This window comes from Epilithonimonas sp. (assembly GCF_032054305.1).
Lineage (GTDB): Bacteria > Bacteroidota > Bacteroidia > Flavobacteriales > Weeksellaceae > Epilithonimonas.
Genome location: NZ_DAMBSX010000001.1, coordinates 694,352 through 720,525, shown reverse-complemented (window position 1 = coordinate 720,525; position 26,174 = coordinate 694,352). Strand labels below are relative to the sequence as shown.

Sequence of the window (26,174 nt, the reverse complement as noted above, 5' to 3'; positions counted from 1 at the left end):
TGAATAAATTGAACAAAATGAATAAAATAATAAAAACAGGAATTTTTGCAGCATTTATTGGAGCCGGATTGGTATCTTGTTCTGATGATTTTGTAGAAAGAGAGTTTTATCAGGAAGTAACACAGTCTCCTTTAACATCGACTCAAGAGATGCAATCTTTTGTAAGAGGTGCATATGTATCTATGCGTAATACACAATATTATGGTGCTGATTTTCTTGCGTATGCGGAAATTAGATCAGATGAGATGTATAGTACTTTACAAGGGGGATATTACACGAATGTTTATAATTATACACAAGTATCCAATGATCCTTATGCAAGAGATACGTATAACAGGATATATGAAGTAGTTGGAAAAGCAAATATTGTTATTAACTCTGACCTAAATGCAATTCAGGGAACAACTGCAGACAAAGCTACTGCAACATTTGCGCAAGGTCAGGCCTATGGTTTGAGAGCAATTGCTTTTTTCGATGCTTTCAGAATCTATGGACAAAAATATATTCCAAATGGTACTTTAGGGATTGTTTTACCTCTTAAATTTGATCCAAAGGCTTTGATGCCAAGGGCAACTATTGCTGAGACAGAAGCTCAAATTGATGCAGATTTCACAAAAGCACTTCAGCTGATGACCTCAGGAACTTCTTATTCGAATACTAAGGCGGACTTAACAGTAAATGCGCTTAAAGGTATGATGTCAAGATATTATTTGTATAAAGGCGATTATGCTAAAGTTAGATCTTTAACAAATGATTTAGTAGGTAAATATTCTGTTATTCCTGCGGGATTGCATCAGACTTCTTTCCAGTTTTTAATGAATGGAGCTGCCCCTAATTCTATTTTTGAATTGGCGGTAGGTATTAATGCGTCACTTTCTACAGGATCTTATAGACAAAGACTTAATTCTGCGGGATATGCAAATATTGTGGTTTCTGCATCAGCATATAATTCTTATGCTACAGCAGATATTAGAAGAAGTTTAATCACTGTTTCTGGTACGGGTGCGAATGCAATACGATATCTGTCAAATAATAATGGTACAGGTAAATATACTAATACCGTTGGTGCTGATAATATCAAAATCCTACGTTATGAAGAAATTCTGTTAAATGGTATTGAAGCTGAATTAAATGGAGGAGACCCTGAAAAAGCTCTTGCCTATTACAACCAAATTCTTACTAATAGAGGTTTAGAGGCTGCTACTGTAGTAAATATGCCTTTACTTAAAATGGAAAGAATGAAAGAATTACTTGGAGAAGGTCTTCGTCAGTGGGATTTGAGAAGATGGGGAGATGCTGTTCCAAGGCCAACTGTTGCGTCTACAGACCAAAATCTCAATGCATTTCCAATCCCAAGAACGGAAACGGATATTGCTGGAACGCTAGTTCTACCTAACCCAGGATATGACAATTAACATATCAAATCAAATTTTTCAAAAAGAAAGCCACTATTAGTGGCTTTCTAATTTTTTTAGTTTTTAAAAACTTTAAAACAATGAATAAAATTATTTTAATCGCTTTTTTACTAGTGGCAGATGCAATATTTGCTCAAGTTGGAAATGAAAATATCTCTTTTTCAACAGGTAATTTTTTTATGAGAGGGAACAGGCCTTCTACAAAAGAGCATACAATAGATGGGACACCATATATTAATGGCAAAGATTTTACTAAAGTAATCATAGAGGGTTATAGCAAAAATGTACAAAACCTAAGATATAATGCCTACGACGATGAGATGGAATTCAAAGAGGGAGAAGATGTTTATTTCACTAATAAGGAAGAAGGATTAAAAATCGATTTTCCTACGCTTAAAAAAACTTATCAGTGTCTCAATTACTCTTATGATAACAAAAATAGATTTGGATATTTAGTTCTATTGGTTGAAAATCCAAAATATTCCTTGTTTAAAAAAGAAAAAATTGAACTTTTAAAAGGTGAAAAAAGCCCCAATGCATACAGCAAAGACGCCAATGATTATTATGCAAAACAAAAAGATGTGTACTTGATTAAAAAAGATAACACTTTTTCTAAATTGCCAAAAAATCAGAAAGAATTTACAAATGATTTTTCTCTAAATAAAACTGAATTTGACAAGTTTATAAAATATAACAAACTTTCTTTCTCTAAAGAAGAAGACCTTAAAAAGATTATTGGTTATCTCAATAATTAATAAAAAAAACATGCTCAACAACCTGTTTTTAATTCAAAGAAACATCCTCCGGCGCATTGGCCCAAAGAAGAAACTCGCCACCAAGATTTTGCATAATATTTTTCCAAAGATTCTGGTCATTCGGAAGCGTGTAATCCAGATTGTAAACATCCACAATCGTCCACATTTTCCGCTGGATTTCACTTTCCAACTGCATCGCCGACCAACCCGAATATCCTGAAAAAACCTTGATGTCATTGATACTTGTAGAACCATCCAAAATCGACGAAACCACAGAGTCAATATCCTCCGTAATGTAGAATTCATCATTGATTTCCGAAAATTGTTCCGTGATTTTTTGACCTTTCAGAATGAAATAAACCTTATCATTTTCCACCGGTCCGCCTTCATACAAATCCACAGGAAATCTGAAAATATTCAGCAATCGGGAACTCATATTTCGGTTCTTTTTATTCAAAATCAACCCAAAAGCGCCGTTCTCATTATGCTCAATAATCAGCACCACCGAGCGCGAAAAAATGTCCCCCGAAATATCAGGCGTTGAGATTAAAATTTTACCTTTGTAAGAGTAATTCATCTATCAAATCTATAAAAAAATATTTTTTTGAAAAAGTAATTAAAGCGAAAATTAAGTTAAAATTATGTTGGATTGAATATTTTGGGCTACTATTTCCGCCCTCCGTTCCCGCTTTTTTCTGTCATTGCGAAAAACCTTTTGTCATCAATAGAACATTTCAATCCTCGCAATAACAGAAAAAGAGCTCCACTCAGGTCGGGCACGCTTCGCAAAAAAGAAAAATTTGTCAAAGAATCCAACGTTAACATTTAATTTAGTTTTTCATTGATGAGCGAAGCGTCTTTGCGGCTCCTAAAATCAAAAAAATCTTTGCGAACTTTGCGTTTAAGATTCAATATTAAAATATCTCAATCATAAAATGAACAACGAAAACCTCCACGATAAAAGAAAAGTTTACGAAAAATCTCAACTCATCGAAGCCGAAATCAAAGAAAATCCAATCGAGCAATTCCGCAATTGGTTTCTGGAAGCCGAAGAAAATCCACAAGTCTCCGAAGCCAACGCAATGGCAATTTCTACGGTCGAAGACGATGGATGTCCAAGAACAAGAATGGTTTTGCTGAAGTCATACAACTGGGAGGGTTTTATTTTTTATACCAATTATGAAAGCCGAAAAGGACAATCGCTGGAGAAAACTCAGAAAGCCTGTCTTCATTTTTTCTGGGCAAGTCTGGAAAGACAAATTATTATCAAAGCCAATGTTGAGAGAATTGCAGAAAATCTGAGCGACGGCTATTTTCATTCCCGTCCAAAAGGAAGTCAGCTTGGAGCAGTGGTTTCCCCACAAAGTCAAGAGATTCCAGACCGGAATTTCCTAGAGAACAAACTCAAAGATTTAGAAACCGAATATGAAAACAAACAAATCCCAAGACCGGAAAATTGGGGCGGTTACATCGCAAAACCCTACGAAATCGAGTTTTGGCAAGGCAGACCCAACCGTCTGCACGATAGGATTTTATATACTTTGACAGAAGATTTTGATTGGAAAATTTCCAGATTAGCACCTTGATTTCAAAAAAACTAAAAACACATTTTTGTGATTCCGAAGGAATCTAAGCTGTAAGATTGACTTTGTCGAATCACTTCGTTATGATTCTTACGGAATGACAAATTTTATTGTTATTGGATTGTTTTCAATTTGAATTTTTATAGAGATTCTATTTACTTCTGAATTTCAAAATTCTTTCAACATCTTCAATCGTAAAACCTTTCGCTTTTAGCAAAATCAAATAATGATAAAGCAAATCTGCAGATTCATTTAAAAATAATTCATCGTTGTTATCTTTCGCTTCGATGACTAATTCTACAGCTTCTTCGCCGACTTTTTGCGTTACTTTGTTGATACCTTTTTTATACAAAATATTAGTGTAAGAATTTTCATCATTAGTGTCAATCTTATCAGAAATGGTTTGCTGTAATTCATACAAAAATCCTTTCTCATTTTCTTCTGCAAAACAAGTTGTCGTTCCTTTATGACACGTTGGTCCGAGAGGTTTTGCTTTGATTAGAATCGTATCATTGTCGCAATCCAATTTCCAATCCATTAACTCCAGAAAATTACCCGATGTTTCACCTTTTGTCCATAGTCTGCTTTTGGAACGAGAAAAGAAAGTTATGCGTTTTTCCTGCAAAGTTTTGTCAAAAGCGTCCTGATTCATATAACCCAGCATCAGAACTTTCAGATTGAGATAATCCTGAATAATCACGGGAACTAAGCCTGTATTTTTATCAAATTGTATGGTCATCTTATTGGTAAGTTTTTGGATTTGAGATAATTTTTAAGTTCTGGAATTTCGATTTCATTAAAGTGAAAAATACTTGCTGCCAAAGCTCCGGTTGCCTTAGTTTCTGTAAAAACGTCTTCAAAATGCTCCATTGTTCCTGCACCACCTGAAGCAATTACTGGAATATTCACAAGTTCCGAAAGTTGTTTCGTAATGTCAATCGCAAATCCAGATTTCGTTCCGTCGGTATTCATTGATGTTAAAAGAATTTCGCCAGCTCCAAGATTTTCGACTTCTTTTGCCCAGGGAAATAATTTTTTTTCGGTTTCGATTTTTCCACCGTTACTAAAAACTTTATTTTGATTTTCAACTAATTTGGTATCAATTGCCACAACTATACATTGCGAACCAAAACGTTTGGCAACTTCGGTTATCAGATTGGGATTGGAAATCGCAGCCGAATTAATCGTGATTTTGTCGGCTCCGTTTTTTAGAAGTTCTTCCACATTTTCCAAAGCATTGATTCCACCGCCAACGGTAAACGGAATATTAATATGTTTTGCAATTTCTCTCACCAATGGAATCAAAGTTTTTCGTCTTTCTTCGGTTGCAGAAATATCAAGAAAAACCAATTCGTCTGTGCCTTGGTTAGAATATTTGATTGCCATTTCCACAGGATTTCCAACTTCTTTCAAATCCAGAAAATTGACTCCTTTTATCGTTTTACCGTTTTTGATATCGAGACAAGGGATGATTCTTTTTGCCAACATTATAAAAATGGTTTTAAATCGTTAAGAGAAATCCTGTTTTCGTACAAGGCTTTGCCGATAATTGCGCCTTCACAGCCCAAAGATTTTAGCTGAACTAAATCGTTAGTAGAAGTAATTCCGCCTGAAGCAATCAGTTTTATAGTTGGATTCTCATCAGTTATTTTTTTGTAACGTTCAAAAGATGGACCTTCCAGCATTCCGTCTTTATTGATGTCAGTTGAAATCACATATTGGATTCCAGTTTGTGTTTTTTCTTTGATGAAATCATAAATATTCATTTCACTTTCTTCCAACCAGCCTGAAACTGCGATTTTTTCTTTTTTAGCATCAGCCCCTAAAATAATTTTTTCTGAACCATATTTTCCTAAAGTTTCTAAAAATAATTCAGGATTTTTGACAGCAATACTTCCTAAGGTCACTTGTTTTGCGCCACTTTCAAAAGCGATTTTAATATCTTCTTCGGATTTTAAACCGCCTCCAAAATCTATAATTAAAGATGTCTTTGAAGAAATTTCCTCTAAGATTTTATAATTAATGATTCGGTTTTGTTTGGCGCCGTCCAAATCAACTAAATGAAGAAATTGGATTCCGTTGTCTTCAAAGTTTTTAGCAACTTCTAAAACATTAGAATTATAAATTGTTTTCTGATTGTAATCGCCTTTGGAAAGCCGGACACATTCTCCGTTGATAATATCTATTGCTGGAATAATTCTCATAATTTTAAAAAATTTTCTAATATTTTACTTCCGAAAACACCGCTTTTTTCTGGATGAAACTGCACTCCAAAAAAATTATCTTTTTGCAAAGCCGTGCTATAAGCTTCGGAGTAATCCGTTATTGCAATTGTATTTTCATTTTTCTCAGCATAATAACTGTGAACGAGATACATATAACTCTGCTCAGGAACATTTTTGAACAAATCCGATTTCAAATCATAAATCTGATTCCATCCAATCTGCGGAACCAAAACTGAATCTGGGAATTTCTTCACCGAAACATCGAAAATTCCTAATGCTTTTGTGTTACTTTCTACCGAATCTTTGCAGAGTAATTGCATCCCGAGACAGATTCCCAAAATTGGTTGTTTGAGTTCTGGAATTAGCAAATCCAAACCAGTTTCTTTTAAAGAATTCATTGCGAAAGACGCTTCGCCAACACCCGGGAAAATCACTTTGTCAGCTTTGAAAATCTCATCCGGATTATTTGTGAGTTTTGCTAAAAATCCCAATCTTTCTATTGCAAACAGAAGGCTTTGAACGTTTCCGGCTTTGTAATCTATAATCACTGTTTTCATAACATTCCTTTTGTTGATGGTAAAATCATTTTTTCCGAATCTCGTTTTACGGCAGATTTCAAACACTTTGCAAAAGCTTTAAAAATCGATTCAATTTTGTGATGCTCGTTGTCGCCTTCCGCTTTGATATTTAAGTTCGCTTTTGCTGCATCTGAAAATGATTTGAAGAAATGAAAGAACATTTCGGTCGGCATTTTTCCAATCATTTCACGCTTGAAATCTGCATTCCAAACCATCCAATTACGGCCGCCAAAATCCAGAGCGACTTGAGCCAGACAATCGTCCATCGGTAAAACAAAAGCGTAACGTTCGATTCCCAATTTATTTCCTAAAGCTTGATGAAAAGCTTCACCAAGTGCAATTCCGGTGTCTTCAATCGTGTGATGCTCATCCACTTCCAAATCGCCATCGACCTTGATTTCCAAATCCATTTGTCCGTGTTTCGCAATCTGGTCAAGCATATGGTCGAAGAACGCAATTCCCGTATCGATGTTCGATTTCCCTGTTCCGTCAAGATTCAGATTGATGTTGATTTTCGTTTCGTTGGTATTTCTGATGATTTCCGAAGTTCTGTTTTCGAGTTTCAGGAATTCATAAATCGCTTTCCACGAAGTTGTTTTCAGTACAATAACGTTTTCCAAATCATCATTTTCTAAAATCTCATCAGCTCCCAAATTCTCATCATTATTAATGAAAATAGCTTTTGAATTAAGGTTCTTTCCCAATTTTACATCCGTCATTCGGTCACCAATCACGAAAGAATTTTCTAAATCGTAAATATCTTTATCAAAATATTTTGTCAGCAATACTGTATTCGGTTTTCTGGTTGGCGCATTGTCTCTGGCGAAGGTTTTATCAATGAAAATGTCTTCGAATTTCACACCCTCACTTTCAAAAGTTTCGATAATAAAATTCTGAATCTTCCAAAAATTTTCTTCCGGATGAGAATCTGTCCCCAAACCGTCCTGATTCGTAACCATCACCAATTCATAATCCAACTCGTTGGCGATTTTTGAAAGGTAAGTGAAAATTTTTGGATAAAATTTCAGCTTTTGAAACGAATCAACCTGATAATCTTCTGGCTCAAGAACCAGAGTTCCATCGCGGTCTATAAATAGTAATTTTTTCATTTTTTTTAATGGACTTTTTATTTTATTTGGCTTCGAGAGCCTCAGCCTGACAACGTTTGATGAGCGGTGTCACACTGAGCGTAGTCGAAGTGTCTGTTTTAATTATCAATATTTTGAAGAGCTTGTATTAATTTTTCATTTTCATCAGGAGAACCGATTGTTATTCTCAGACAGTTTTTGATGACTGGATTTCGGTTTCTAACAATAACATTTTCTTCCACTAATTTTTGATAAATTTCATCAGCGTTATCTACTTCAATCAAAATAAAATTGGTATCAGAGGGAAAAATTTTTTTTACCAAATCCAGTTTTTCCAAGTTTTGAATTAAGCGTTTTTTCTCTTCCAGAATGATTTTGATATTTTCTGAAACCAGATTGATATTTTCATCATTAAGTGTGTTTAGAATCGCATCTTGATTAAGCTGACTGATGTTATAAGGCGGTTTTACTTTATTATAGAATTTGATGATTTCCTCGGAAGCGTAAGCAATTCCAACTCTCACAGAAGCCATTCCCCAAGCTTTGCTGAATGTTTGACTTACGATGAGATTCGGATAGTTTTTGATTTGATTTCTGAAACTTTCTGCCGGACTGAAATCGATGTAAGCTTCATCAACAAAGACAATTCCGTTGAAATTTTCAAGAATATATTCTATATTCTTAATGGAGTTTCCTGTCGGGTTATTTGGCGAACAAATGAAGATGATTTTAAGATTTTCATCTTCAAAATAATGTTTTAAAGTTTCCAAATCAATTTGAAAATTCCTGTCCAGATCAAGAGTTGTTAATTCCACATCGTTGATATTCGCAGAAACTTCATACATTCCATAAGTCGGCGAAAATGTCAAAACTTTATCCTTTTTTGGTTCGCAGAATATCCTGAAAGCCAAGTCAATCACTTCATCGCTTCCATTTCCCAAGAAAATATTTTCTGTAGGAATTTGATTGAGCTCACTTAGTTTTTCTTTTATTTTTCTTTGGTAAGGGTCTGGATAACGGTTCAGTTCTCCGAAAGGATTTTCGTTCGCATCCAGAAAAATTCCGTTCTTACCTTTGAACTCGTCTCTTGCGGAAGAATAGGGTTTGAGATTCAGAATATTTTTTCTGACTAAGTTTTGTATATCAATTGTCATTTTCTAAAGATTTTAATCGGATTGAAACAGCGTTTTTGTGAGCGATTAATTCTTCAGCTTCCGCCATTAACTCAATAGTTTTTCCTAAGTTTTTAATTCCAGTTTTTGTGATATTCTGAAACGTGATTTTCTTCACAAAACTATCCAGAGAAACACCGCTGCAATTTTTTGCAAAACCGTTTGTCGGCAAAGTATGATTGGTTCCGGAAGCATAATCACCTGCACTTTCCGGACTGTAATTTCCTAAGAAAACGGAACCTGCATTGGTAATTTGACTCGTGAAACTTTCTGCATCTTCAATCGCCAAAATCAAATGTTCCGGCGCATAATAATTTGAGAACTCAATCGCTTCATCGATAGAACTTAACAAAATGGATTTGCTGTTTTGTAAAGCAATTTTGGCAATTTCTTTTCGAGGTAATTCTGCAAGTTGTTTCTCAATTTCGATATTAATTCCATCAATGTTTTTTTCTGAATTACTCAATAGAATTACTTGAGAATCGGTTCCATGTTCGGCTTGTGAAAGTAAATCTGATGCAACAAATTCAGGAACGGAAGTTTCATCAGCAATTACTAAAACTTCACTTGGACCAGCGGGAATATCGATGGCAACATTGTAATTAAGAGCCAATTGTTTTGCAAAAGTCACATATTGATTTCCTGGACCAAAAATCTTGTCAACTTTTGGAATCGTTTCTGTTCCAAAAGTCAAACCTCCAATCGCTTGACTTCCTCCAATTTTGAAAATATTTTTAATTCCAATTAGGTTTGCAGTAAACAAAATTGCGGGATTGATTTTTCCATTTATATCAGGAGGCGAACAAAGTGCAATGTTTTGACAACCTGCAATATTGGCAGGAATTCCCAACATCAAAACCGTAGAAAACAATGGCGCAGTTCCTCCGGGAATATAAATCCCGATATTCTCAATTGCGCGGCTTTCTCGCCAGCAGAAAACACCTTCGATTGTCTCGATTATTTTTTTCTCCTCTGCTTGAGAACTGTGAAATTTTCTGATGTTTTCGGACGCCATTTTGATAGCTGATTTTAATTCGTCAGAAACTAATTTTTTGGCTTCAAGTATTTCAGATTCTGAAACTTTGAAATCATCTAAAACAACGCCATCAAATTTTTCTGTGTAGAATTTCAAAGCTTTATCTCCGTTTTTTTCAACTTCAGAAAAAACTTGTTTAACTTGACTTTCAAGATTTTTTTGATTTTGCAAAGGTCTTTCACAAAGCGATTTCCATTCGGAAAATTGTGGATATTTGTACTGCTTCATCATAATATCATTTTTTCAATTTCTAATACTAAAATTCCTTGTGCTCCTTCATTTTTCAAATTCTCAATCACATCCCAAAATTTATCTTCTTTGATGACTGAATGAATGGATGACCATCCATTTTCTGCGAGAGGAAGTACAGTTGGCGATTTCATTCCAGGTAAAAGATTGATGATTTTTTCGAGATTTTCATTTGGTGCATTCAATAGAATATATTTGCTTTCAGAAGCTTCTTTTACCGCATTAATTCTGAATAATAGTTTCTTTAGAATTTCTTGATTTTCATTAGACAAATTGTTATTAGAAATCAAAACTGCTTCGCTTTCCAAAACCGTTTCTACTTCCTTCAAACCATTCGTGAGTAGAGTAGAGCCAGTGCTGATGATGTCGAAAATTCCATCAGAAAGTCCGATTCCAGGTGCGATTTCTACGCTTCCTCCGATTTTTTCGATTTGAGCATTGATGTTATTTTCTTGAAAATAATTTGAAAGAATCTCAGGATAAGAAGTTGCTACTTTTTTATTTTCGAAATATTGGATTCCGTTATAATTTTCTTCTTTCGGAATTGCTAAAGACAATCTGCACTGAGCAAATCCTAATTTCTGAACAAGGTCAATATTTTTCTTTTGTTCTAAAACTTCATTAAGTCCGATCATTCCAATATCAGCAACGCCTTGCTCAACATATTGCGGAATATCATCATCACGAAGAAATAAAATTTCTAAAGGAAAGTTAGAAGAAACAGCTTTCAGTTTTCTGGTTCCGTTGGAGATTTTGATGCCACATTCTTCCAGAAGTTTCAGAGACTTTTCGCTTAGTCTTCCATTTTTTTGAATGGCTAATTTTAGTTTACTCATTTTTGATTTTATAGATAAAGTCTGAGTAAACAACAAGGAAAATTGAGAAACAAAAAACCGTCTGATTACTCAGACGGTTAATAATATTTAGAAGTTATGACATACCATTACCTTCCCGCCTGAACGTGAAAATGATGGTGATGATGCATAAATTGTATAGACATTTTTTGTTTTTTGTTGGGACAAATGTAGAAATTATTTTTAAATAATTCTGATGTTATGGAAAAAATTACTGAAAACTATCTTTCCATTGAGTAATCATTTCTGAAAATCTCGTGTTTTCAAAAGTTTTATTTCTAATTTTTGAAACCGAATGAACACCTTTTTCGTCGGAGATTCTCAAGATTTCTTCGGCTTTTTGAGATTCGAAAGCAATGATTTCTGCTTCTTCTATTTCTGTCAATTTATTTTTGTGAACAAAAGTGACAAAGTTTTCCATCAAAGGCGAAATGTATGCACCTTCTGTCTGCTTTGGAATTTTAATCACGTTGTCTTGAAGAAATAAAAGATTTCCGAAGATACTTCTGGCGATTTTCTTGTTCGGATTCAGCAGAATAACATCATCCAAATCATTTTCTTTCGCATAGATTTCGGCGTAAATATTCTCAGCAGAATGAACTCGAATATTGCTCAAAAGATTAGCATTCACATTGATTTCCTTAATCAAATCCAATTCGATATTGCCTTTGATATTCAGGATATCTTCAGACTCCTCAATTTCAAAAAAGAAAGCAGTTTCCGATTTTGATAAAGGTTTTTCGTCTTGGATTCTGTAGGTCATCAGTTGGACAATTCCGTTCTGGATGCCTTTGTCCAAAACTTCTCTCTGGAAAAGTTCCTGAAAGAATTCTAATGTATAAGTTAAAGGGATATTCAACCTCATTTTTCTCATCGATGCCATCAGGAAAAAATAAGATTCTTCTGACATGATGAGATTTCCGTTTCGTATGAAAAATGAAACCCAAACCGAATCTCCAAAAAGAAAAGAACGGTTCAGCAATTGTAAATTGTCTTGTGTATAAACTATCTTCTGCATTGTTGTGTACAAAAAAATAATGAACGATAAAAAATCGTTCATCCATTTATATTAAGCGGCGCCTAATTTTATCTGTAGATTTTCTATCAGGTTTTCCCAATAGAGTTTGTTTTCCTCTTCGTCGCCATCTTCGCAAAAATCTGTGATGTTAAGAGAAAGGTCGTCTGTAATCTCATCAATAACGATAGAAAGCTCGAAGAAATATTTCGTTCCTTCGTCCTCTTCCCAACGGAATCTCACAAAACTTTCTGGCTTATAACGGATGAGCGTCGCTCTCTCAGCAGGACCACCGCCCCAACTGAAAAAGAAATCGTCACCACGCTCTACAACGTCGTCTGCAAACCATTCTGATAATCCTTCTGCACTTGCCAAATACTCATACAATATCTCCGAGAGACAATGCATATTGTATTCATACTGCACTTTCGTTTTCGCCATATTCTAATTCTAATTGTGGCGCAATATATAAATTAATTTCTTATTTCCAAATCAAAATGTCTATGGAAATACAAATTTTTTATAGAAATAATGTATGATTTTTATTAGCTGATTGGATACAGTTGATGAATACTAATTTTTATAATTATTAGGGCAGCTTAATCCGCCTTCCGCTCCCAAACCTAACGAAGTGGTTCGACGTAGTCAATCTTTTCACTCCACTACGTTGCGTAAAAAGGATTTCCGCTCAAGTCGGGCTGCAGATTTGACATTGAAACAAAAGTTATCCTAAAAATGAAATTTGTCATTCCGTAGGAATCTCAGCTATTTAGATTACTATGGAATGACAAAGTGTATATTAAATCTTCTATAAGCGAGGCGCCTTTGTGAATTTAAAACATTTAGCTGTCAAAAAATCTTTGTGCTCTTCGTGTTCAAAAAAATTATTCCATTTCATTCAAAGCTTCCAGAATAATCGCGCAGCCTTTTCGGACTTCGTCTTCCGAAAGTGTGAGTGGAGGAGAGATTCTGAGATATTCGTTTCTGTACAGTTGCCAGAAAACAATCAGACCTTTTTCCATACATTTTGAAGCGACTTTCAAAGTATATTCTGGAGAACCTAGATTCACAGCCAGCATTAATCCTTTTCCGTTCACATTCCTGATTTTTGGATGAACGAGTAGTTCTCTGAAAAGTTTTTCTTTCTTATCCGTTTCATTCATCAGTCCGCTTTCCAGAACTTCTTTCAAAGTAGCGTGAGAAGCAGCTGCAATCAAAGGATTTCCCCCAAAAGTTGTAATATGTCCCAACTTCGGCGAATGTGAGAGACTTGTCATAATTTCTTTCGAACTCATAAAAGCACCAACAGGAACACCGCCGCCCATTCCTTTTCCCATAACGAGAATATCAGGGACAATCCCAAAATGTTCAAATGCAAACAATTTTCCGGTTCTTCCAAACCCCGGCTGAATCTCATCAAGAATCAGCAATGCGCCAACTTCCTCGCATCGTTTTTTCAGATTGATGAAATAATTGTCTTTTGGCATTATAAAGCCCGCAGCACCTTGAATGGTTTCTACAATCACACAAGCGGTTTTCTCTGTGATTTTATCAAAATTACTTTCGTTATTAAACTCAATGAAACTGACCATCGGCAATAGCGGACGAAATTCTCTTTTATGAAATTCATTCCCAGCTACAGACAGCGCACCGTGTGTATTGCCGTGATACGCCTCTTTGAATGCGATGATTTCTTCTCTTCCTGTATATCGTTTGGCTAATTTCAAACTTCCGTCGATTGCTTCTGCGCCGGAATTAACAAGATATGTCACTTCCAAAGGTTCAGGTGTGGCTTCTGCTAAAAGTTTGCAGAGTTCCACTGGTTTTTCCTGGGCATATTCGCCGTAAACCATCACATGAAGATATTTGTCCGCTTGTTCTTTGATAGCATTCACCACTTTTGGATGAGAATGTCCCAAAGTATTGGCGGAAACTCCTGCTACAAAATCCAGATAAGCTCTTCCGTCTTTTCCGTAGATATAGCTTCCTTCTGCTTTTTCCACTTCGAAACCTGCTGCATAAGGTGTTGTCTGAGCTTGGTATTTAAAGAAATCTTGTTTCATATTTTAAGTAAATGTTAGAAATTAGATTTTAGAAAAAAAACAATTATTTGTTTGATGCTATTTGAGCTTCTAAACTCTTGCAAAGTTCGGCAATTTTAAGAAAACAAGTATTGCGATGATGAAAACAATATTCATTTCGCCAAAAAGTATATTCATGATAGCGAAAACAATAGTCATTTTACCATAAATGATGTTGATGATGGCAAAAACAATTTAAATTATGCTAAAATGATTAATGGAAATGCCAAAAACAATAAAGGAAACGGCGAATCCTATGATGGAGGTGGCAAATCCAATAGTGGAAATGATAAATCCATTGATGGAAACACTGAATTCAATAATGGAAATGGCAAATCCTATTATAAACTCGAGGATTTGTATTGGAAAACTATTTCTTGACTCTGATCGGCGTTTTCGGCTTGTTTTTCTCTTCGAGCTTTTTACGTTCTGCTTCAGCTCTATCAAATAAAGAGTTGTCCGATTCGTAAACAATTTCCGGGTAATCCGGAGTATCGAGAAAGATATCACGCCATTTCTGCGGTCGGTCTTTGGTATTCCAATTGAAATCTTTGAAGAAACGCTCAGATTTTGCAATTTTGCTCATCGGATAAGTGTCGGTATTTGCTCCGATATTACAATCAACAACTTCCAAGCGACGTTCTAAAAACTCTGCCACGATCTCGCCACAGGTGGAAAGGGCAACCCCAATTCTTGTGATCTCGTGTGTTTTTTTATTCTCATCATCGGCATATGTAATAGCTTGTGCGTTACCAACAGCTTTTGCTACATCAATTGCATTATCTTTAAGATAGACGATCATGTTCTTGCTTTTGATCTGATTGAACTCATCTTTCATATTTAATGAGTCTGCTTTGCTGATGGCGAAGGCATTGCCCAAAACCCTGATGGAATCTGTGATTTCTTTCTCAGGATTGCTATAAACACGTATTTCGTCTCCTGTAACTTGTTTAACGCCCATCCAGAGTATTGGTTTTCTCATCAGATGCATCTCGCCATCAGTCTCGTTAAAACTTAAAGAATCTGCTCGCCCTTGCATATCGGTCTTGAAAATTCTTACTTTCCTGAATGCACGCATATAGCTTTTTTTCTTCAAAGAATTGGCGGAATCTGGTCTTTGAAAGGTGATGAATTTCTCTGCAGAAAAATAGGCAGAATCTTTACTGAGAATCTTAACAGCATAAGGTTTATCCGTAACCATTGCGGAATCTTTCTTTTCATAGATTTCTCCGTAACCACCTTTGATATAGCGTTTTTGCTGAGGGTCGTCCAGCATTACATTGCCTGTGCCTTTTCCGAAACCCGTATTTCTGTTGAAGTATAATTTGTCCCCTGTCAGGATTTTTCCATTATTATGGATTCTGGAATTTTTGTTAAGGAAAGATTCGCCTGTTTTGGAATTATGAGTTCCAAGTTCTGTATAGACATAGTTGGCGTAATTCTCCTTACTTCTAATGGTTGTTGGTCCAGTAAAATCTGAAACGCCTGTGTTTTGATTGGTCTTGATATTATCGCTTACGATAGTGTATTTATCAGTCTCAATATTAGAACGCCCAATGAAATCAATCATTTTTGTATTGAGATAATAGGTCGCCGATTTAGTGTACATCACACTTCCATCATTACTATAAATCGTTCCACCAGTATTGAAATAAGCTGTATTAGGGATTTTATCGTAATAGAGCGTTTCGGTTTTGATGGTTTGTTTCGGGTCTGTAAGAACTACATTTCTACGGGCAATTCCACGTTCCGTATTGCCATCGTATTCCATTTCTTCAGCAGTGATCCGGTTTCCGTCGGCAGTTGTAAGAACTACATTTCCGATGGCCTTCAGAAAATTTTCTTTCTCATAGTAAATGACTTTATCTGCCGATAAAACGGAACCTTGATGTTCAAATTGAACATTTCCTGAAAAAACTTTGTTACCTTCATATTCATCGGCTTTTACACCGAAAGTATCCGAATGTATGTGTTTTACTTTTTTAGAAGGTTGTGTTTGAGTATTTTGATTTTTGAAAAAAGGGTCTTTTACCAAACCTTGATCTGTGGTTGGTGGTGTGACCTGCGAAAATATTCTAACAATAATTAGGAGTAGAACTACAAAAAAAGATTTCTTCATTAATTTTCAGACTTCTTGTGTCCGTAAAAGTACAAAGAGTGCGTATCAATACTTACGCCAAATGCTTTTTCAATAGAGTCTTTGATTCCCTGGATCCTTGGGTCACAAAACTCAATAATTTCCTCGATTTCTTTGTCAGAATCTGCTTTGTAAATGACCAAATGGTCATGCTGCTTATCAAAATATGACTTTTCGTAAGAAGATGTGCTCAATGTTTTCTCTCCGAATTGGTGCTTTCTGATCAAGCCTGCATCCAGGAAGATCTCGATGGTATTATAGATCGTCGCCTTGCTTACATGATATTTTTTCTGCATCATCAGCAGATAAAGGTCATCCACATTGAAGTGATGCTCCATGTTGTAGATCTCCTCAAGAATAGTGTATCTCTCAGGCGTATTACGGAAGCCTTTATCCATCAGATATTGTCTAAGGACGTCTTTTATAGTTGCGATATTCAACTCTTTTTGTTTCGTATCCATAATACAAAAATAGCGATTTTTTTGGGATTAGTCGTGATGATGATTTTCCACTTTTTCTATTTTCTCTATTTTAATTTTTTGGTCCAGCAATGGAGCAGATTCTACAACAACATTGTGACTTGCAACACCATAAGCCGTGAAGTCGTTGCTTCCTAGTTTTTTAACAAAATTATAAATATTAAGAATGATCTTGTCTCGGATAGTTAACAAAAAGTCGTTGATGTAAACATTATCAATAATTACGAATTTCAGATCTGGCGGAATGTTATGCGCCCTCAAAGACGGATGTGAACTTCTTGACGGGATTGTTCCTTCTTCCATCATTTCGTTCAGGATCTGTTGGAAATAATCATTGATCCTCCTGTCTCTTTTGAATCCCAGCAAGAAACTTATTTTGTAAATCGTTCCCGGCAGGATCTCCTCTACGTGATATTTGAAACTGTATGGGTCTTCCTGGTTGACAATATTCAAAATAAAATAATGATCCGCTCTTTTGGGCTGTGCACGGATGATCGAATAGATGATCTTCGATTCTACTTCATCATCGCGTTTTGCTCGACTTATGAAGGCAAGGTTTGTCGCATATTTAGGAATCGTTTCATCCAGCTTCATATCTTTTATTGTAGAAACATACTTTTGAAGCTTTACAAATTTGATGAACGTTGTTTTGATAAGTCGCCCATTATACCAGGCGTACATACAGATTCCGATAAATCCTGCCAAGAGAACGGACATCCAGCCACCTTCGAAAAATTTAATAATATTGGCACTGAAAAATCCACCTTCTATCACTATATAAACCAATGCAAAAAGTGCGATCCAGAGTTTGTTTGTTCTCGTTTTCAAAAACCAGAACACCAGAAGGATGGTGGTCATCAACATTGTCACGGTAATGGAAAGTCCATAGGCCGCTTCCATTCTTCCGGATTCTTTAAAATAGATCACAACAACAAAACACAAAAGAAGAATTCCCCAATTGATTTTCGGGATGTACATTTGGCCTTTTATTCCGGAAGGATATTCGATTTCCTGATTAGGCCAGAAATTGAGGGACATTGCTTCGGAAAACATCGTGAACGCTCCTGTTATTACCGCCTGGCTCGCAATGATAGCCGCCGCTGTCGCAATTACAACACCCGGAATAATAAACCATTCCGGCATAATTCCGAAGAACGGATTTTTACCACGGAATACTTCGTGATAGTTGCTCAACAGCCATGCACCCTGGCCAAGATAATTGAGTATCAACATAGCTTTCACGAAAATCCAGCTCACTCGGATATTCTTGATACCACAATGCCCAAGATCGGAATATAATGCTTCTGCTCCTGTTGTACAAAGAAATACCGCGCCAAGGATTACAATGGCACTAGGAGAGTTGTAGATCAATTTTATGGCATAATAAGGATTAAAAGCTTTTAGGATCATTGGATGCTCAACTAAATGAACAAGGCCAAAACCTCCCAAAACCAAGAACCAAAGTACCATTACCGGCCCGAAAAATTTCCCGATAAAGCTGGTTCCAAATTGCTGAACCACAAAAATAATTACCAAAATTGCCAATGTGATAGGAACAACAGGTGGCTTATGCATAACGAGTTCCAGACCTTCAATGGCGGACATCACTGTAAGGGACGGCGTGATAATGCTGTCCGCCACCAAAGCAGCGGCTCCGATGATGGCAATAATGTAGAGCCACTTTTTCTTGAACCTTTTGACAAGTGAATAAAGTGATAGAATACCACCTTCGCCTTTGTTATCAGCTCTTAGCGCAATAATAACATATTTGATTGTCGTTTGTAAAGTCAGTGTCCAGATGATGCAAGACAGCGCACCTTCTATATATTCCTCGGAGATGATCCCGCCGGCCTTTCCTGCATTGATAATGGCTTTCATCACGTAAAGCGGAGAAGTTCCGATATCTCCGAAAACGATTCCCAAAGAGACCAGAACGCCAACCCAGGAAAGTTTTTTGAGGTCAAAATGACCACTGCTATCTTGCGACATAATTGCGATATGTTGAAAAAATAATTCTGCAAATTTAGATTATTTTCTATTCTTAGAAATTTTTTTCACGAAAATGTAATATTGGATGAAAGAAGACCTAAGGAATTAGTATTCCCAATCGTTTATGACATTGAACTTAGAGGTATTTTAAAAAGCTCCAGAGTTTTCTTTTTTTGAGATAGTTTAGGTTTTGATCGTTGTCATAAGCCTCTCTTTCAAAGCTGATGTTCCGGTAAGCAAGATGTGGATTTTTATACTTCAAATATTTGATGTAATATTCTGACAGGTACCAAATATAAAATGGAATAATCAACAATTCCAATTGTTGACGGATATGGATCTTCTCATGATTGATAAGGGTTGTGTTTTGCCTGTATTCTTTTTTTCTCAGCAATATGAACGGAAACAATGTAATCCCCGAAATTTTAGTATTTTTGAGTAATCTTTGACAGTTAATAATTATCATCACTCAAAGATAAAAATTTTGGTATAGTTTTTTAACTTATGAAACTAAACGACATCAAAGAGAATGAAGACTTTTATTATAACGAGCAAGGTTATAAGGTTTTTACAGAAAAATTCCATTTGAAACGTGGCTATTGCTGTAAAAGCGGATGCAAACATTGTCCTTATGGTTATGATAAAAAAACGGATACTTTTATTAAAAAACCTAAAAATTAAAAATAAAATGAAAAAATATTTCTTCATATTACTAGCAGCAGTTTCTTTAGGAATCACTTCTTGTAGCCCTTTCCAAGTAAAATCTGATTATTCTGCAACTGCAAATTTTGCTAATTACAAGACTTATTTGCTAAGAACAGATGACTTGAAAATGAACGACCTTGATAAAGACAGAGTTTTGAACGAATTATCAAAGCAAGTCCAGTCAAAAGGGCTGACATCTGCTCAGAATCCGGATTTGATTATTAATGTAAAGGCGTCTCACAAAAAAGTTCAGGACATTACGACTTCTTATGGAGGTGGTTTCGGCTGGGGAAGACCTTGGGGCTGGGGTGGCGGCTTTGGTATGGGAAATACCTGGACCAACAACTATAACAGCGGAACGATTGTGATTGACATCATCGATGCTAAAACTCAAAAATTGGTTTGGCAAGGTGCTGGAAGTGGGATTTCTGTAGATTCGCCAAAATCAAAGCAAAAACAAATTCCACAAGTTGTGGCTGAAATAATGGCTAATTATCCGCCACAAAAAGGAAAATAGTTTTTGGTTAAATAGATACTAGACTGATAGACAAAAGATAAAACCGCAGAATATTCTGCGGTTTTTTTATTCTGATATTTTCGTTTTCATCAATTCTTTCGCTTCTTTCAAGACCTCTGATTTTCTTTCTTGATTAAGTTCTAAAACATTCAATAGATTCTGATTATTGAATAATTCTTTTACCAAAACACATTTTTTCTCCAGCAATTTCTGCTTTTGTTTTCCGTCCAATGTTGTGAGGCAAGTGATTGGATAAAGTGCATTTTGGTCGACCAAGTTTTTAATCGATTTATTTTTCGGGAAATCCCAAGACAACAATCTCAATCCATAATATTCCGAAAAAGCAATCGAATCCTTCGTGAAATAAGTATTCGTAATGAGCCAACCGTCGGTGAATTCGGTTTTGGTTCCGAAAAGATTGTACTGAATGTCAGAAATATCTTTGATTCTCGACAAAACATACATTGGCGTTGTGACAGAGATTTTCGTGTCTTCCGCATTCCGGAATTTGCATTCTACCCAATAAGTTTTATCGTCTTTTTTGGCAATGACATCCGCTTCGTGTGTCACCGAATGGCCTTTTATCAATTGTCCAGTTTCAGTTTCGTAGCCTATATTTTGAAACACTCTGGCAATCCATTGCTCGAAATAAAATCCCGCAGGTCCCAATTCTAGCAAAGCTTTTTTCAAACTGTATCTTGCAGCGACTGAATTCGAGATTTTTTTCAGTTCTTCAAACGCCATTTTGTAAAGTTCGCCGGTTGTGATTCCTTCAAAACATTTTGGTAAAACTGTTTCCAAAACCCTTTTCACAGATTGTTCGCCTGCTCCCGAATTCCGAAGTGAGTTTTCCAGTTTTGAGATTTCAAATTCTACCGTTTCGCCAGCGTTGTTTTTGATTTTCATAATTGTGTCAATTTTTTTATCGCAAAGGCGCTAGTTTTTTTTATTTTAATGATTAATAAAAGTCGCAAAGTTTCCAATTCTACTTTTTCATCGAAGATAATAACTTTGCGACTTCTAAACTTTGAATCTAATAATTTTTGTGCCTTTGCGATAAAATATTTTTCGAATCGAAAGTCTTTTTTCTTTGCTCTTTATTCTTATGTATTCTTTATTCCAAAAACCAAATCTCAAACCGGCTTCCCTGTTCCAAAGGTTTATAATTCAGATATCCTTTATGTGCTTCGATAACGCTTTTGCTGAGCGTTAAACCAATTCCGGAACCGTTGCTTCTCGTCGTGAAAAACGGAAGAAAAATCTTATCCTGAATTTCTTTCGAGATTCCAATTCCATTATCTTCCACACTTAAAATAATTCGTTTGTTTTGAGTTTTGATTTCTGTTTTAATCGTTCTTTCAACATTATCAGAAACAGCGTAAATTGCGTTGAGATAAAGATTGATCAGACATCTTTCAATCATTTTTTGGTCAGCCAAAATGGTTTGATTTTCTAATGAATTGCTAATCTTAATATGATTTTTTTCAAATTCCGGTTTCAGGAAATTGAGAGCTGATTCTACAATATTCTTTAGTGAAATTGTTTTGAAAACCGGTTTCGGAAGTTCAGCAACTTGTCGGTAATCATCGACAAAATTCAATAATTGTTTTGATTTTGAATTGATAATCATCAGACTTTCCTTCATATCTTGTTGGTCTTCTTTTTCAATAATTTCCTGATTGGCAATATACTCTAAGTTTTGAATTAAGCTGTTGACAGGCGTCAACGTATTCAGAAGTTCGTGCGAAATCACTTTCATCAGGTTGTTCCAAGCCAGTTTTTCCTTTTGCTCGATGATTTTCTGAACCGATTCCAGACTGATGATGCAAAACCGGTTTTTCACATTCTGAACTTTTTTTGTTCTTAATGAAAATGATTGTTTCGTGTTTTCATTAATTGAAATGTCAAAAAATTCCTGCGAATTTTCGTAATTCGTTTGCTCTATAATTTTATAAAATTCCGATGCTTTGGATTCGTACAATCCCCAAGAATTATATTTCGGAATTTCAAGAATTTCCAGAAAAACAGGATTCACATAAAAAACTTCCCAATCATCATTTTTCATTGACAAAATCATCAAACCTATTTCCAGTTGATTCAGAATTTCCTCATACAAAAGTTTGTAAGATGATAATGACAAATGTTCTTCTTTGCTTTGATAATACAATTTCACTGTATTATCGACCAAACTATTTTCTTCCATTTTTGGAAACAATGAAAAATCTTTTTTCTGAATTGCCAAAAGCAATTTTTCAGTTTTCTGAATATATGACAACGCCGAAGTCTGCGCCAAAATAATGCAGACCAAACTTACCAACGAAAACAAAGTGCAATTAATCCATTTGTTTTGAGAATAAAAATCGAATGCAAAAATTCCGCTGACAATCGCCAACAGAATAAATATAATCAAGAATATTTGTTGTTTATTCATTTTTGTTTTTCAAAATATAGTCTTCGAATCCTCTTAGACTGAAATTGTTAAAAATTAAGCGTTTTGTATTAGAATTGTCACACTGAGCGAAGTCGAAGTGTTCAAAACCTATCAACCAAAAATCAAATCACAATTCAAATTTCTCCATTCTTCTGTACAATGCTGCTCTCGATAATCCCAAATCTTCCGCTGCTAAAGAAATATTTCCACGATGTTTTTTCAAGGCTTTTTTTATCAGGATTTCTTCCATTTCTTCGATGTTCAGATTCACGATGACGTTTTCCGATTCTTCATCTTGAGGCATCAGCAATTTAAGGTTTTTCTCGTTGGAAAGAATAACGCTTCTTTCGATGCAATGATCGAGTTCACGAATGTTTCCGGGCCAAGAATAATGCGTTAATTCGGAAATTAAAGCGTCATTTAAAACTAAATCCGGTTTGTGATACTTCTGCTTGTATTTATCCAAAAAATAATCCGCCAAAGTCGGAATATCTTCTAAACGTTCTCTCAGACTTGGAATATTCAACTCAACCGTATTGATTCTGTAATATAAATCTTTTCGGAAACGGTTTTCTGCAACGGCTTTCTTAAGATTTTCATTGGTTGCAAAAATGAATCTCACATCCAATAATCGTTCTTTACTTTCTCCAATCCTTGATAATTTTCTATTTTGAATTAAACTTAATAATTTGGTCTGAAGATGAAGCGGAAGATTCCCGATCTCGTCAAGGAAAACTGTTCCATTTTCAGCATTCTCGATTTTTCCAGCATAATCCTGATGTGCATCTGTAAAAGCACCTTTTTTGTAACCAAATAATTCAGACTCAAAAAGATTTTCCGAAAGACTTCCCAAATCGATATGAACAAAAGGTTGATGTTTCCGTTGCGATAACTCGTGAATATGTTCTGCCAAGACATATTTTCCGGTTCCGTTTTCTCCTAAGAGCAAAACATTCGCATCGGTTGCAGAAACCCTTTCAATCTGATCCATCACTTCCTGCATCGAAGGAGATTTAGTTTCCAATTGGTATTGATTGGTTTTTACGCTGACATTTTCCCACTGGTTCAGTTTTTTGTTTTTACGGGAAATATCGACAGCGAGATTCACAGAAGCGTACAGTTTTTCGTTATTCCAGGGTTTTAAAATAAAATCGGATGCACCATTTTTCAACGCTTCAACAGCCAATTCCACTTCGCCATAAGCGGTCATCAGAATAATCGGAAGTTGTGGTTCCAAAGTTTTGATTTCTTGCATCCAATACAAACCGTCCTGTCCGTTTTCAAAACCTTTCCGAAAATTCATATCCAAAAGAACCGTGTCCACTTGCTGTTCGGATAAAAATTTCAGAATATTTTTGGGCTGACTGAGACAACTAACTTCCGTAAAAAACTTTTTGAGCCAGACTCTCGCCGAAAACAAAATATCCTCGTCATCATCCACAATTAAAATATGAGCTTCTTTTTTTCGCATTTTTTTCGATGTAAATTTTATTTTCAGTTTTACATTCTTTTTGTCATTCCGTAGGAATCTAAATCTACATTTTCATAATGGTTTTGTAGAGATTCCTACGGAATGACAAACGTTGTGTTATATTTTATTTATTAAAATAAAAATCATTTATCAATTATAATTCGTCATTTATAATTTATCTGTCCGTTTCCGCACAAAAAGTGTCCGATAATGAACAGTTTTAAAATTAATAAATTAATGTTTAATCACATTTACAGAGCGTTACAAGATTATAAATTTCTGGCATCTGCATTGTGTAATAGTCTGTAGATAAATAACTTATCGTCAATTATGGATACGAAAATAGTAAAAAAGAAATCTAAACTGAAATTAATATTAATCATCATTGCATCAGCTGTTGCAGTTTCACTTTTCGGTTGGTATTTCTTAAACCAGAAAAAAACATATAATGTAAAATTGGAAGATATCACGATTGATGAAGTGACGAACGGAAAATTCGAGGATATGTTGATGGTAACTGCCCAGACGCAATCGCTTAATTCTTCTCTCGTAAACGTTTTGGAAGGCGGTGCGGTGAAAGAAATTTATGCGGAAGACGGACAAATGTTGACGAAAGGACAACCTATCGCAAGAGTTTACAATCCGAATACAGAATTCAATTACCTGAATCAGGAAACGGGAATTATGCAACAAATCAGCCAGATGAGAAGTTCGCTTCTGGAATTGAAAAATCAGGAATTCAGCCAGGACAAGGAGTTGTTGCAGTCTCAGAATGATTATAATACAGCGTTGCAAAGTTTCAATCTTCAGAAGAGATTGTACGATGCGGAAATCGGAAAGAAAACCGATTATGATATTGCACTTCAAAATTTGAATTATCAAAAAGACAGAAAGCAAATCGTAGAAAAAGGAGCTTCTAATGAGAAAGTTTCAAGAAATTCTCAGTTTGCAGCGATTAATAATTCCATTAATCAAATGGAGAAAAGTTTGAATATCCTTCGTTCCAACAAGAATAATTTCCTCATAATGTCACCGGCTTCGGGAAGATTGTCGTCATTCAATATTTCGCTTGGTCAGAATCTGACAAGTGGGGAAAGCATCGGGAAAATCGATCTGATGGGTGGATACAAATTAGTTGCGAAAGTTGATGAATATTATATCAATAAATTAACGAACGGAATCAAAGGAACGCTTGACAACAATGGAAAAGAATACGAAGTGATTATCACAAAAATTCTTCCGGAAGTTAAAGACGGACAGTTTTCTGTAGAACTGAATTTCATCGATACGAAAATTGAAAACTTAAAAATCGGGATGACGTTCGGCGTAAAATTGAAATTATCCGCAGACACCCAAAGTATGATGATTCCGAAAGGGAATTTCTACAAAGACACGAACGGGAAATGGATTTTCGTAGTGAAAAATAACAAAGCTGAGAAAAGAAGCATCAGTCTGGGAAGAGAAAATCCTTTGTATTATGAAGTGGTTTCCGGATTGAAACAAGGCGAATCGGTTATTACATCAGATTATTCTGAACTTAAGAAGTACGAAATGCTTGATATTCAAAAATAATATCCAGAGTGATAATTAAACAAAAAACAATTATAACAATGCAAAAACTACTTTTATTAATTATAACAATGATTATCGGACTTTTCATCTCGACGACGGTTTTGAAAGGACAAGATCTTTCGAATAAAAATTCTGTGGAAACAAAGACTTTCAATCTGGGTTCTTTCAACGCAGTAAAATCTTCTCAGGCGATTGAAGTGGAAATTGTTAAGTCTAACGAAGAAAAAGCGGTTGCGACGAGTAATTATATTTCTGAACTTAATATTGAAGTGAAAAATAAAACGCTTTACATCCAATACAAACCGAATGTTTCGCTTCAGAATGCCGATACAAAAGTGGTTGTGTATATGAAAGATTTGATAAAAGCTGAGGCGGAAAATGCTTCGCATATCAGAGTAAAAAGTGTTTTCAATAATGCCACTCAAACTTTCGAAACCAGAGCTGCTGGGAAAATTTTCGTAGACTCCAAAGCAGACAATATTTATATCAATCTTACAAACGCTGGCGAATTTTCAGGAAAAGTTGATTCGAAAAAACTTTATGTTAATATCAGTTCAGCAAGTACTGCAAAACTGAGTGGATCTGCTGATAATGCCGAAATAAGCGCAGACAGCGCAAGTAATTTGGATGCGAAAAATGTGGTGATTAAAACGGCAAAAGTCTATGCAACTGCAACATCAAGCGTAACTTTGAGCGTTTCTCAGGAATTGACAGCTGAAGCAACTTCTTTAGCTAAAATCAAATACAAAACCTTGTCAGGAATCAAATTTTCGGCGATTAGAAAATCTGGTGGGAAAATCGATTCAATTTAAAATAATAAAC

Annotated in this window: 27 protein-coding genes; 8 read left to right on the top strand and 19 right to left on the bottom strand. The window is 35.3% G+C overall.

Annotated elements, in window-relative coordinates:
• The first annotated feature begins 17 nt into the window (after positions 1-17).
• Entirely contained in the window at positions 18-1,415 is a 1,398-nt protein-coding gene (locus RTX21_RS03255; protein WP_312765266.1) for a RagB/SusD family nutrient uptake outer membrane protein, read from the top strand.
• A gap of 80 nt (positions 1,416-1,495) precedes the next feature.
• Positions 1,496-2,170: a hypothetical protein gene (locus tag RTX21_RS03250; protein WP_312765265.1), complete on the top strand. Its 675-nt coding sequence runs from the start codon at positions 1,496-1,498 to the stop codon at positions 2,168-2,170.
• A 28-nt stretch (positions 2,171-2,198) separates the two neighbouring features.
• On the opposite strand, the gene RTX21_RS03245 is transcribed toward RTX21_RS03250, so the two are convergent.
• Positions 2,199-2,747, bottom strand: a complete 549-nt coding sequence (locus RTX21_RS03245; protein ID WP_312765264.1) for a YqgE/AlgH family protein — start codon at positions 2,745-2,747, stop codon at positions 2,199-2,201.
• A 358-nt stretch (positions 2,748-3,105) separates the two neighbouring features.
• Between RTX21_RS03245 and pdxH the strand changes: the two genes are divergently transcribed.
• A complete protein-coding gene (pdxH, locus tag RTX21_RS03240; protein WP_312765263.1) occupies positions 3,106-3,756 on the top strand; it encodes a pyridoxamine 5'-phosphate oxidase in 651 nt (216 codons plus the stop codon).
• A 148-nt stretch (positions 3,757-3,904) separates the two neighbouring features.
• On the opposite strand, the gene hisIE is transcribed toward pdxH, so the two are convergent.
• The 11 genes from hisIE to RTX21_RS03185 all read right to left on the bottom strand — a co-directional run bounded on the left by hisIE (position 3,905) and on the right by RTX21_RS03185 (position 14,033).
• Positions 3,905-4,492, bottom strand: a complete 588-nt coding sequence (hisIE, locus tag RTX21_RS03235) for a bifunctional phosphoribosyl-AMP cyclohydrolase/phosphoribosyl-ATP diphosphatase HisIE (protein ID WP_312765262.1) — start codon at positions 4,490-4,492, stop codon at positions 3,905-3,907.
• Complete coding sequence (gene hisF / locus RTX21_RS03230; RefSeq protein WP_312765261.1) at positions 4,489-5,241, bottom strand: imidazole glycerol phosphate synthase subunit HisF; 753 nt, start codon at positions 5,239-5,241, stop codon at positions 4,489-4,491. The genes hisIE and hisF overlap by 4 nt, the downstream gene beginning before the upstream one ends.
• Positions 5,241-5,957 carry a 1-(5-phosphoribosyl)-5-[(5-phosphoribosylamino)methylideneamino]imidazole-4-carboxamide isomerase gene (gene hisA, locus RTX21_RS03225; protein WP_312765260.1) on the bottom strand — a complete coding sequence of 239 codons (717 nt, stop codon included), beginning with the start codon at positions 5,955-5,957 and terminating at the stop codon, positions 5,241-5,243. The genes hisF and hisA overlap by 1 nt, the downstream gene beginning before the upstream one ends.
• Positions 5,954-6,535: an imidazole glycerol phosphate synthase subunit HisH gene (hisH, locus tag RTX21_RS03220; protein WP_312765259.1), complete on the bottom strand. Its 582-nt coding sequence runs from the start codon at positions 6,533-6,535 to the stop codon at positions 5,954-5,956. Before hisH ends, hisA begins: the two co-directional genes overlap by 4 nt.
• A complete protein-coding gene (gene hisB, locus RTX21_RS03215) occupies positions 6,532-7,665 on the bottom strand; it encodes a bifunctional histidinol-phosphatase/imidazoleglycerol-phosphate dehydratase HisB (RefSeq protein WP_312765258.1) in 1,134 nt (377 codons plus the stop codon). Before hisB ends, hisH begins: the two co-directional genes overlap by 4 nt.
• A 98-nt stretch (positions 7,666-7,763) precedes the next feature.
• A complete protein-coding gene (gene hisC / locus RTX21_RS03210) occupies positions 7,764-8,798 on the bottom strand; it encodes a histidinol-phosphate transaminase (protein ID WP_312765257.1) in 1,035 nt (344 codons plus the stop codon).
• A complete protein-coding gene (hisD, locus tag RTX21_RS03205; RefSeq protein ID WP_312765454.1) occupies positions 8,788-10,080 on the bottom strand; it encodes a histidinol dehydrogenase in 1,293 nt (430 codons plus the stop codon). The genes hisC and hisD overlap by 11 nt, the downstream gene beginning before the upstream one ends.
• On the bottom strand, positions 10,080-10,937 hold the full coding sequence (gene hisG / locus RTX21_RS03200; protein WP_312765256.1) for an ATP phosphoribosyltransferase: 858 nt from the start codon (positions 10,935-10,937) through the stop codon (positions 10,080-10,082). The genes hisD and hisG overlap by 1 nt, the downstream gene beginning before the upstream one ends.
• Positions 10,938-11,166: 229 nt before the next feature.
• Positions 11,167-11,973 (bottom strand): aminotransferase class IV, encoded by an 807-nt coding sequence (locus RTX21_RS03195; RefSeq protein ID WP_312765255.1) that lies wholly within the window; start codon positions 11,971-11,973, stop codon positions 11,167-11,169.
• Positions 11,974-12,024: 51 nt separating this feature from the next.
• Complete coding sequence (locus RTX21_RS03190) at positions 12,025-12,411, bottom strand: START-like domain-containing protein (protein WP_074236789.1); 387 nt, start codon at positions 12,409-12,411, stop codon at positions 12,025-12,027.
• Between the two features lie 443 nt (positions 12,412-12,854).
• The gene (locus tag RTX21_RS03185) at positions 12,855-14,033 is read right to left on the bottom strand and encodes an aspartate aminotransferase family protein (protein ID WP_312765254.1); all 1,179 of its coding nucleotides are present in this window, start codon (positions 14,031-14,033) and stop codon (positions 12,855-12,857) included.
• 228 nt (positions 14,034-14,261) lie between these two features.
• On the opposite strand from RTX21_RS03185, the gene RTX21_RS03180 reads away from it, so the two are divergent.
• Positions 14,262-14,432: a hypothetical protein gene (locus RTX21_RS03180; protein ID WP_312765253.1), complete on the top strand. Its 171-nt coding sequence runs from the start codon at positions 14,262-14,264 to the stop codon at positions 14,430-14,432.
• Here RTX21_RS03180 and RTX21_RS03175 read toward each other — a convergent pair.
• The 4 genes from RTX21_RS03175 to RTX21_RS03160 form a co-directional block, all read right to left on the bottom strand.
• Entirely contained in the window at positions 14,422-16,170 is a 1,749-nt protein-coding gene (locus RTX21_RS03175) for an OstA-like protein (RefSeq protein ID WP_312765252.1), read from the bottom strand. The two genes, RTX21_RS03180 and RTX21_RS03175, sit on opposite strands and share 11 nt — an antisense overlap.
• On the bottom strand, positions 16,170-16,649 hold the full coding sequence (locus tag RTX21_RS03170) for a Fur family transcriptional regulator (RefSeq protein ID WP_027384794.1): 480 nt from the start codon (positions 16,647-16,649) through the stop codon (positions 16,170-16,172). The genes RTX21_RS03175 and RTX21_RS03170 overlap by 1 nt, the downstream gene beginning before the upstream one ends.
• Positions 16,650-16,676: 27 nt before the next feature.
• Complete coding sequence (locus RTX21_RS03165) at positions 16,677-18,656, bottom strand: KUP/HAK/KT family potassium transporter (protein ID WP_312765251.1); 1,980 nt, start codon at positions 18,654-18,656, stop codon at positions 16,677-16,679.
• A gap of 136 nt (positions 18,657-18,792) precedes the next feature.
• Positions 18,793-19,119 (bottom strand): hypothetical protein, encoded by a 327-nt coding sequence (locus tag RTX21_RS03160; protein WP_312765452.1) that lies wholly within the window; start codon positions 19,117-19,119, stop codon positions 18,793-18,795.
• Between the two features lie 41 nt (positions 19,120-19,160).
• Here RTX21_RS03160 and RTX21_RS03155 point away from each other — a divergent pair, with 41 nt between their 5' ends.
• Positions 19,161-19,337: a DUF5522 domain-containing protein gene (locus tag RTX21_RS03155; protein ID WP_312765250.1), complete on the top strand. Its 177-nt coding sequence runs from the start codon at positions 19,161-19,163 to the stop codon at positions 19,335-19,337.
• 7 nt (positions 19,338-19,344) lie between these two features.
• A complete protein-coding gene (locus RTX21_RS03150) occupies positions 19,345-19,878 on the top strand; it encodes a DUF4136 domain-containing protein (RefSeq protein ID WP_312765249.1) in 534 nt (177 codons plus the stop codon).
• Between the two features lie 66 nt (positions 19,879-19,944).
• On the opposite strand, the gene RTX21_RS03145 is transcribed toward RTX21_RS03150, so the two are convergent.
• From RTX21_RS03145 to RTX21_RS03135, 3 genes are all read right to left on the bottom strand, one after another.
• On the bottom strand, positions 19,945-20,784 hold the full coding sequence (locus tag RTX21_RS03145; RefSeq protein ID WP_312765248.1) for a restriction endonuclease: 840 nt from the start codon (positions 20,782-20,784) through the stop codon (positions 19,945-19,947).
• A 208-nt stretch (positions 20,785-20,992) separates the two neighbouring features.
• Positions 20,993-22,309, bottom strand: coding sequence for an ATP-binding protein (locus RTX21_RS03140; protein ID WP_312765247.1), 1,317 nt, complete (start codon positions 22,307-22,309; stop codon positions 20,993-20,995).
• Positions 22,310-22,436: 127 nt separating this feature from the next.
• Positions 22,437-23,780, bottom strand: a complete 1,344-nt coding sequence (locus RTX21_RS03135; RefSeq protein ID WP_312765246.1) for a sigma-54 dependent transcriptional regulator — start codon at positions 23,778-23,780, stop codon at positions 22,437-22,439.
• A 330-nt stretch (positions 23,781-24,110) separates the two neighbouring features.
• Between RTX21_RS03135 and RTX21_RS03130 the strand changes: the two genes are divergently transcribed.
• Both RTX21_RS03130 and RTX21_RS03125 read left to right on the top strand, forming a co-directional pair.
• A complete protein-coding gene (locus RTX21_RS03130) occupies positions 24,111-25,352 on the top strand; it encodes an efflux RND transporter periplasmic adaptor subunit (protein WP_312765245.1) in 1,242 nt (413 codons plus the stop codon).
• 38 nt (positions 25,353-25,390) lie between these two features.
• Positions 25,391-26,164: a GIN domain-containing protein gene (locus tag RTX21_RS03125; protein ID WP_312765244.1), complete on the top strand. Its 774-nt coding sequence runs from the start codon at positions 25,391-25,393 to the stop codon at positions 26,162-26,164.
• Positions 26,165-26,174: the final 10 nt, after the last annotated feature.

Bases quoted from the DNA above. Each gene is read 5' to 3' on its own strand.
- hisA (WP_312765260.1), bottom strand. From the start codon at position 5,957: ATGAGAATTATTCCAGCAATAGATATTATCAACGGAGAATGTGTCCGG.
- RTX21_RS03250 (WP_312765265.1), top strand. From the start codon at position 1,496: ATGAATAAAATTATTTTAATCGCTTTTTTACTAGTGGCAGATGCAATA.
- hisG (WP_312765256.1), bottom strand. From the start codon at position 10,937: ATGAGTAAACTAAAATTAGCCATTCAAAAAAATGGAAGACTAAGCGAA.
- pdxH (WP_312765263.1), top strand. From the start codon at position 3,106: ATGAACAACGAAAACCTCCACGATAAAAGAAAAGTTTACGAAAAATCT.
- hisH (WP_312765259.1), bottom strand. From the start codon at position 6,535: ATGAAAACAGTGATTATAGATTACAAAGCCGGAAACGTTCAAAGCCTT.
- RTX21_RS03185 (WP_312765254.1), bottom strand. From the start codon at position 14,033: ATGAAACAAGATTTCTTTAAATACCAAGCTCAGACAACACCTTATGCA.
- RTX21_RS03170 (WP_027384794.1), bottom strand. From the start codon at position 16,649: ATGGATACGAAACAAAAAGAGTTGAATATCGCAACTATAAAAGACGTC.
- RTX21_RS03165 (WP_312765251.1), bottom strand. From the start codon at position 18,656: ATGTCGCAAGATAGCAGTGGTCATTTTGACCTCAAAAAACTTTCCTGG.
- RTX21_RS03145 (WP_312765248.1), bottom strand. From the start codon at position 20,784: ATGAAAATCAAAAACAACGCTGGCGAAACGGTAGAATTTGAAATCTCA.
- hisB (WP_312765258.1), bottom strand. From the start codon at position 7,665: ATGAAAAAATTACTATTTATAGACCGCGATGGAACTCTGGTTCTTGAG.
- RTX21_RS03150 (WP_312765249.1), top strand. From the start codon at position 19,345: ATGAAAAAATATTTCTTCATATTACTAGCAGCAGTTTCTTTAGGAATC.
- hisC (WP_312765257.1), bottom strand. From the start codon at position 8,798: ATGACAATTGATATACAAAACTTAGTCAGAAAAAATATTCTGAATCTC.
- hisF (WP_312765261.1), bottom strand. From the start codon at position 5,241: ATGTTGGCAAAAAGAATCATCCCTTGTCTCGATATCAAAAACGGTAAA.
- RTX21_RS03130 (WP_312765245.1), top strand. From the start codon at position 24,111: ATGGATACGAAAATAGTAAAAAAGAAATCTAAACTGAAATTAATATTA.
- hisD (WP_312765454.1), bottom strand. From the start codon at position 10,080: ATGAAGCAGTACAAATATCCACAATTTTCCGAATGGAAATCGCTTTGT.
- RTX21_RS03175 (WP_312765252.1), bottom strand. From the start codon at position 16,170: ATGAAGAAATCTTTTTTTGTAGTTCTACTCCTAATTATTGTTAGAATA.
- RTX21_RS03190 (WP_074236789.1), bottom strand. From the start codon at position 12,411: ATGGCGAAAACGAAAGTGCAGTATGAATACAATATGCATTGTCTCTCG.
- RTX21_RS03135 (WP_312765246.1), bottom strand. From the start codon at position 23,780: ATGCGAAAAAAAGAAGCTCATATTTTAATTGTGGATGATGACGAGGAT.
- RTX21_RS03140 (WP_312765247.1), bottom strand. From the start codon at position 22,309: ATGAATAAACAACAAATATTCTTGATTATATTTATTCTGTTGGCGATT.
- RTX21_RS03255 (WP_312765266.1), top strand. From the start codon at position 18: ATGAATAAAATAATAAAAACAGGAATTTTTGCAGCATTTATTGGAGCC.
- RTX21_RS03180 (WP_312765253.1), top strand. From the start codon at position 14,262: ATGATTAATGGAAATGCCAAAAACAATAAAGGAAACGGCGAATCCTAT.
- hisIE (WP_312765262.1), bottom strand. From the start codon at position 4,492: ATGACCATACAATTTGATAAAAATACAGGCTTAGTTCCCGTGATTATT.
- RTX21_RS03245 (WP_312765264.1), bottom strand. From the start codon at position 2,747: ATGAATTACTCTTACAAAGGTAAAATTTTAATCTCAACGCCTGATATT.
- RTX21_RS03125 (WP_312765244.1), top strand. From the start codon at position 25,391: ATGCAAAAACTACTTTTATTAATTATAACAATGATTATCGGACTTTTC.
- RTX21_RS03195 (WP_312765255.1), bottom strand. From the start codon at position 11,973: ATGCAGAAGATAGTTTATACACAAGACAATTTACAATTGCTGAACCGT.
- RTX21_RS03155 (WP_312765250.1), top strand. From the start codon at position 19,161: ATGAAACTAAACGACATCAAAGAGAATGAAGACTTTTATTATAACGAG.